The 6,597-nt window shown below is 70.1% G+C and carries 4 protein-coding genes; 2 read left to right on the top strand and 2 right to left on the bottom strand.

The window, feature by feature from the left end:
* Both NL1_RS35305 and NL1_RS35300 read left to right on the top strand, forming a co-directional pair.
* Positions 1–730: TerD family protein (locus tag NL1_RS35305; protein ID WP_245673737.1), on the top strand; the 730-nt coding region annotated here is incomplete at its 5' end.
* A gap of 31 nt (positions 731–761) precedes the next feature.
* Positions 762–2,348, top strand: a complete 1,587-nt coding sequence (locus tag NL1_RS35300; protein ID WP_067849149.1) for a TerD family protein — start codon at positions 762–764, stop codon at positions 2,346–2,348.
* Positions 2,349–2,390: 42 nt separating this feature from the next.
* On the opposite strand, the gene NL1_RS35295 is transcribed toward NL1_RS35300, so the two are convergent.
* Together NL1_RS35295 and NL1_RS35290 are read right to left on the bottom strand one after the other, a co-directional pair.
* Positions 2,391–4,124, bottom strand: coding sequence for a glycosyltransferase family 87 protein (locus tag NL1_RS35295; protein ID WP_067849146.1), 1,734 nt, complete (start codon positions 4,122–4,124; stop codon positions 2,391–2,393).
* 91 nt (positions 4,125–4,215) lie between these two features.
* A complete protein-coding gene (locus NL1_RS35290; RefSeq protein WP_067849152.1) occupies positions 4,216–6,438 on the bottom strand; it encodes a transglycosylase domain-containing protein in 2,223 nt (740 codons plus the stop codon).
* Positions 6,439–6,597 lie beyond the last annotated feature (159 nt).

The raw sequence follows: 6,597 nt of genomic DNA, 5'->3' as shown, positions 1-6,597 counted from the left end.
CACCGGCTCCTCCTACCCGCCGCCGCCCGGTCCCGGATACACGCCTCCGCCCGGCGGTGGCTACCCGCCGCCGCCCGGCCCGGCCACTGCGCAGCAGCAGGGCGCTGCACCGCAGCAGGCCGCGCAGCCCACCGGCGAGGTGAGCCTGAGCAAGGACCGCCCGGTCAGCTTGCAGAAGGGGCAGCGCGTCACGCTGCGCAAGGAGGGCGGCCAGGCGCTGACCTTCGTGAAGATGGGTCTCGGCTGGGATCCGGTGCAGAGCCGCGGGATGTTCGGCAACCGCACGGTCGACATCGACCTGGACGCCTCGGTGATCATGTTCGCCGACGGCAACCCGGCCGACTACGCCTACTACGGCCAGCTGTCCTCCAAGGACGGCTCGGTGCGCCACCAGGGCGACAACCTGACCGGCGAGGGCGAGGGCGACGACGAGGTCATCCTGGTCGACCTGACCAGGATCCCGGCGCACATCACTTCGCTGGTGTTCATCGTGACCTCCTACAAGGGCCACACCTTCGAGCAGGTGCGCAACGCGTTCTGCCGCTTGGTCGACGGGGCCAACAACGCCGAACTCGCCAGGTACACCATGGCGGGCGGCATGGCGTTCACCGCGATGGCGATGGCGAAGGTGTTCCGGGCAGGTGGCGACTGGAAGATGCAGGCGCTCGGCGAGGGCTTCCCTGCCAAGCATCCCGGCGAGGCGATTCCCCAGCTGGGCCGCTTCCTCTGAGGAAGGTTCACCGGGGGAACGCGCGAAGAGCATGGCAGACAACGTGATTCAGCTGAAGGCAGGCCAGAACATCCCGCTCTCCGGCGAGGTGCTCCGGTTCAGTGCGAAAGCCGGTGCGGCGCTGGATGTTTCCGCGCTGGTGGTGGCGGAGAACCTGCGCGTGTCCGACGCGTCCGACTTCGTCTTCTACAACCAGCCGAGCACCGGCGGCGTCGCGCTGACCGGTGACGAGGTGACCATCACCCTGGCCGAGGTGCGCGCCGACGCCAAGGCGGTGCTGCTGGTGGTCAGCGCCGATGCGGCCGCGTCGAGCGGCGGCGGGCTCGGGCCGGTGACCGCCTCGCTGTCCGAGAACGGCACGATCACAGCCGAATTCGCGATCGCGCCCGCGGCGGGCGAGGCGGCGCTGATCTGCCTCGAGGTCTATCGGCGCGGTGCGGAGTGGAAGGTCCGCGCCGTCGGCCAGGGCTACGCGGGCGGGCTGCCGGTGTTGCTGCCCGCGCACGGCGTCGAGGTGTCCGGCGGACCGGACGCCGCGGCGCACGCGCCGCACCAGGCCGGTGACCGCGCCGCCATCGCAGGTCCACAGCAGGCCCAGCATCCGACCGACGCTCCCGTGCTGGAGGTGTCGCACGGGCTGGAACGGCTGTGGATGATCTTCGAGGACGCGGCGCGCTCGGCCGCCGCGCTCATCTCGGCGCGGGACTACGCCGCCAAACGGCTGGACGAGGAGCTCTCTGCCGCGGTCTCCGATCCCGCGACAAGGAACACACCGGCCGCCGATGCCAAGCGCCGGGAGGCGCAGCGGCGCAGCGACGAACTCGCCGCCGTCGCCGAGGGCAACCACCGGCGCGACAGCGAGCATCTGATGCACGAGCTCGCCGAGGCCGACCGGTTGCTGCCGCCCGCGCTCGCCTCCTGGTCGTCACTGGCCTGGGAGGGCAATGCCAAGCCCAGCGACGGGATTCGTCTCGGCGAGCTGTACGCGATCGAACGCGGCCCGCTGCGGATTCCGTACTGCGTGCCGGTGCCGCTGACGCGGCCGCTGTGGATCGACACCGAGCGGTCGGCGGCGGTCGTCCCGGTGGTCGGCGCGCTGCTTGCCCGGCTGCTCGTCGCCGATCCCGGCCGCCGCACCCGCATCGACGCCATCGACCTGACCGGCGCGTTCACCGGACTGCTCGCGCCGCTGGGTCCGGTGCTCAACGGTCCGCCGATCACCGACCACGGCGATATCTCACCGCGGCTGCAAGCCCTGGTCGACGCCGCGGAGCTGGCCGAAATGGCTTACACCAGCGGTGCTTTCACGCCGCCCACCGAGCATCGGGTGCTGCTCGCCGCCGACTTCCCGCACGGATATCAAGCCTCCGACGCCCAGCGCATTTCGGCGCTGACCCTGCGCGGCGATCTGATCGGACTGTCCATCGTCATCGTGGGCAGCGACGAATCCGAATCGCCGGACGGGACCGTGGCGGCGCTCTCGCAGGCCTGCCGTCATCTGCCGACCGTCGAGGACACGCCGCTGTTCGATCCGTGGACCGGTAGCGCGTGGCAGCTGGAACTCGATCTGCTGCCGCAGGATCCGCAGCGGGTGGCGAAGCTGTTGCGTTCGGAGTAGTTGCTTTCCCAACGGCGTGCGGCCTCCCACCGCCTCGGCGGGTCAGCCGGTGCGGACGTGCACGGCCTTGGGCCGCAACGGTTCCGGCAGCCAGGGCAGCAGCGGGTCGGCGGTGCGGTCGATGACGCCGCCCACCGGGTCGTCCACGAAATCGCGGCGCACCAGGTCTTCGCCCGGCCGGTAGATCTGCCAGACGACCAGTGCGCACAGCCCGATCACCGCGAGATCGCGCAGGACGACGGTGCCGGTGAACCACTGCTCGGGCAGGCCTTTTCGGTCGAGGCCGAGGTAGTAGAACATGCGGGGCGCCCAGACCAGCGCGTCGATCGTCATCCAGGCCAACAGGATCCGGCGGTGCGGCAGCGCGAGCACGGCGAGCGGCACCAGCCACAGCGAATACTGCGGGCTCCACACCTTGTTGGTGAGCAGGAACGCCGCGATGACCAGGAAGCACAGCTGGGCGAGGCGCGGGCGGCGCGGCGCGGTCAGCGCGATGTAGGCGATCGCGGCGCAGGCCACCACGAACAGCAGCAGCGAGACCGTGTTCAGAACGCTCGGCGGCTCACCGTGATTCAGCTCGCCGTCGAAACCGGGCCAGCCGGTGAACGAGGTGATCACGTTGTAGATGGAGTCCGGGTCGGCGTGCCTGGTGGTGTTGAGCCGGAAGAATTCCCGCCAGCCGTTCGGATACAGCAGCGCGATCGGCAGATTCACCGCCAGCCAGGTGCCCACCGCGGCCACCACCGTGATGATGGCCGCGCCCAGCGGGCGGAAGCCGAAGAACTGGATTCGGTAGGGCGTTTCGCGCAGCCAGGTCAGCGCCGCGCGCCAGCCGTCGATCTCGCGCATGCGCAGCCCGAGCCGGGTGCTCGGCACCCGGTGCATCGGATCGACGCGCAGGCACAGCATCACGATCGGGCCGAGCAGCAGCAGCGGATAGAGCTTCGTCGCGCCGCCGAGCCCGAGCAGCACACCGGCGAGCACCGGCCTGCGCCGCGCCCAGGCGAGCAGGCCGGTGGCGGCGAAGGCGGTCGCCAGCGGATCGAAATTGGTGAACGCGTGCACGATCACCAGCGGCGAGCACGCGATGAGCGCCGTGTCCCAGATCCGGCGCCCGGCGAGCAGCGCCGAGGCCCACACGGTCACCAGCCAGGCCAGTGCCAGGCCGAACGCGACGACGTTGAAATAGATGACCACCTGCAGCGCGCCGGGCAGCGGCAGCGCGTCCCAGGTCTTGGCGAGCTGCATCGACACGTATTGGTACAGGCCCGAAAGCACCGGGTATTCCATGTACCTGGTCTCGCGGCCGCCGTCCGGGGTCTGCTCGACCCAGGACTTCTTGTACGGGAACGCGCCCTCGTCCAGGCGTTCGGCGCCGTACAGCGGCACCGTGTCCGAATAGCACATCGCCACGTACTGGCGGCCGTTGCTCCAGTCCAGGGTCAGCGAGCCGTCGCCCGCGTCGGTCTGCTGGATGCAGCCCGCCTTGGTGGCCCAGCCCAGCGCGAGGAACACCACGGTGAAGGCGAGGATCACCCGCAGCGGGGTCCAGAAGCGGACCCGGCCGATCAGCGCGTGATCGCCGACCGGCCCGCCGACGACGGTGCTCAGTTGCGCGGCGAGGGAATCGTTGCGGCTCGGGCGATCCCGCGCGTCGGCCGAGCGCAGATCCGGCGCCAAGGGTGCGGGCGCCGCGTAGTGTGTGCCGCCGCCCGAGCCCCCGCCGGAGCGCGCGGGCCGGCTCGTCCGCGCGTCCACCACTTGCTGATCGGTCACAGAACCCGAGCCTAATAGGTCCGTCCGAACGGCTCCCGAGCACAGGCCCGCCCCGGGCGGTATGTCACCACCCGGGGCGGGAATCGTGGGTCTATCGGCTGCGCGTCGGCCGAGGGCTGTCCGACCCCTCGTCTTGGCCGCCGCCGTTGCCGTTTCCGGTTCCGCCCGGACGCGGCGAGCCCGTTTGGGTCGGCGAGCTGCCATCGGTCGGCGCGACCGGCTGGCCGGGCAGCGGGCCGGGGTCCTGCTCACGCTGCTGTTGCTGCGGGCGCTGCTGCGGGTTGGGCTGCACGCCGGGGACCGGGATGGTGATACCGGGCAGGATCTCCACCTGGGTCGGCGCGATCACGACCGGCGGCACCGGGGCGTCGACGGCCGACGGCGGGGTGTAGGGCGCGGTCCACTCGGGAACGCCCGCCTGGCCCTTGATCGGCGCGGGCTTCGGGAAGGTCTCGGTCGGTGTGCCTTGCAGCGCACCGTCCATGGTGTACTTCCAGATGTCCGACGCCAGGCCGGAGCCGTAGATCATGCCGCCCGCGTAGTTGCGCAGCGGCGAGTTGTCCACGCTGCCGACCCACACGGCGGTGGACAGCGACGGCGTGTAGCCGACCATCCAGGTGTCCTTGTTCTCGCCGGTGTCGCCGAGCTGGGCGGTACCGGTCTTGGACGCCGATTCGCGGCCGCCTGCCAGGCCGTGGTTGCGCGAGTAGCCCGCGATCGGCTTCATCGCCGCGGTCACGTTGTCGGCGACGGCCGCCGAGACGCGCTGTTCGCCCGCGACGTCGCCGCGGTCGAGCAGCACCTGGCCGTCGGCGGTCACCACCCGCTGCACGAAGTGCGGCGCGTGGTACATGCCGGAGGCCGCCAGCGTGGCGTAGGCGGAGGCCATATCGAGCGCGCGGGCCTGGTACTGGCCGAGCACGATGCCGTTGTTCGGGCCGGAGCCGTCCGGCTCGGACAGCGTCTTGCCGACGCCGGGCAGCTCCTCGGGAATGCCGAGCTTGTGGCCCATGTCCGCGATCTTCTGCGGACCGTTGCCCATGTCCAGCTGCATGCGGTAGAAGCTGGTGTTCAGCGAACGCTTGAGCGACTCGGCGATGGTGCACATGCCGCAGGACTCGCCCTCCACGTTGGTGATCTTGATGCCGTTCACCGTCAGCGGGGAGCTGTCGTACATCTGCGACAGCGGAACGCCCTGTTCGAGGTTCGCGGCCAAGCCGACCACCTTGAACGAGGAACCGGTCTGCAGCGGCGCGTTGGCGAAGTCGTAGCCCTGACCGTCGTTGCCGCCGTAGTAGGCGCGCACCGCGCCGGTGCGCGGATCGATCGACACCACCGAGGTCCGCAGCTGCTCGGGCTCGCCCTGCATCTTGCTCGTCGCGGCCTCGACCGCGGCCTGCTGCGCCTTCGGATCGATGGTCGTGGTGATCTGCAGACCGGCGGTGTTGAGTTGCTGTTCGCTGATGCCCGCGGACGCGAGCTCCTCGAGCACCTGGGTCTTGATCAGGCCCTCGGGTCCGGAATCCAGCGTCTTGTCCTGGGTCTGCGCGAGGGCGGACACCTGCGGGTACTGCATGCCCTGCCGGTCGGTGGCCTTCAGGTTGCCGCCGTCGACCATGCCGTCGAGCACGTAGTTCCAGCGTGTCTTGGCGCCCTCCGGGTTCTTCTCCGGATCCAGCAGCGAGGGCAGCTGAATGGTGGCGGCAAGCACCGCGCCCTCGGCGACGGTCAGGTCCTGCACCGGCTTGTTGAAGTAAGCCTTCGATGCCGCGTCGATGCCGTACGCGCCGCGACCGAAGTAGATGGTGTTCAAGTAGGCGGCGAGGATCTCGTCCTTGCTCCACTGCCGCGCCATCTTCGCGGAGATCACCAGCTCGTGCATCTTTCGGGTGAGCGAGCGCTCGTCACCGACCAGCGCGTTCTTCACGTACTGCTGGGTGATCGTCGAGCCACCGCCCGCGCTCTCCTTGCCCAAGACGTTGTCGCGGGCCGCGCGCACGAAACCGGAGATGGAGAAGCCCGGGTTGGTGTAGAAATCCCGGTCCTCGGCCGCGATCACGGCGTTGCGCACGTGCGGCGGGATCTGCTCGATGGTCACGTCGGTGCGGTTGCCCTGCGGCGGAACCACCTTGCTCAGCACCGTGCTGCCGTCGGTGGCGTAGATCATCGCGACCTGGTTGGTCTTCAGGTCGCCCGGCTGCGGCACCGACACGGTGCTGTAGGCCACCAAGAAGACGGCGCTCGGCACCACGACGGCAAGAGCCACCAAGACGTAGAGGGTTCGGCGGAGCAGCTTCCACGGGATCTTCTTCATTCCTGGACGCTTGCCCGCTCCGCCGGAACCACCGCCACCGCCGCCATTGCGACGCGGCGGCGGACCCGACGGCGGCTGGCCGGACTGCGCGCGGCGCTCGCCGGTGACGGGACCGTTCGGACGACGGTTGCGGTCGATCGCGGGCCGCTGGCCGGTGTC

The sequence above is a fragment of the Nocardia lijiangensis NBRC 108240 genome (assembly GCF_001613045.1).
Taxonomy (GTDB): Bacteria; Actinomycetota; Actinomycetes; order Mycobacteriales; family Mycobacteriaceae; genus Nocardia; species Nocardia lijiangensis.
The sequence above is the reverse complement of the archived record's forward strand: the minus strand, read 5'-3'. Positions and strand labels throughout refer to the sequence as shown.

Coding starts and splice junctions, on each gene's coding strand:
- NL1_RS35300 (WP_067849149.1), top strand. CDS start 762: ATGGCAGACAACGTGATTCAGCTGAAGGCAGGCCAGAACATCCCGCTC.
- NL1_RS35290 (WP_067849152.1), bottom strand. CDS start 6,438: ATGAAGAAGATCCCGTGGAAGCTGCTCCGCCGAACCCTCTACGTCTTG.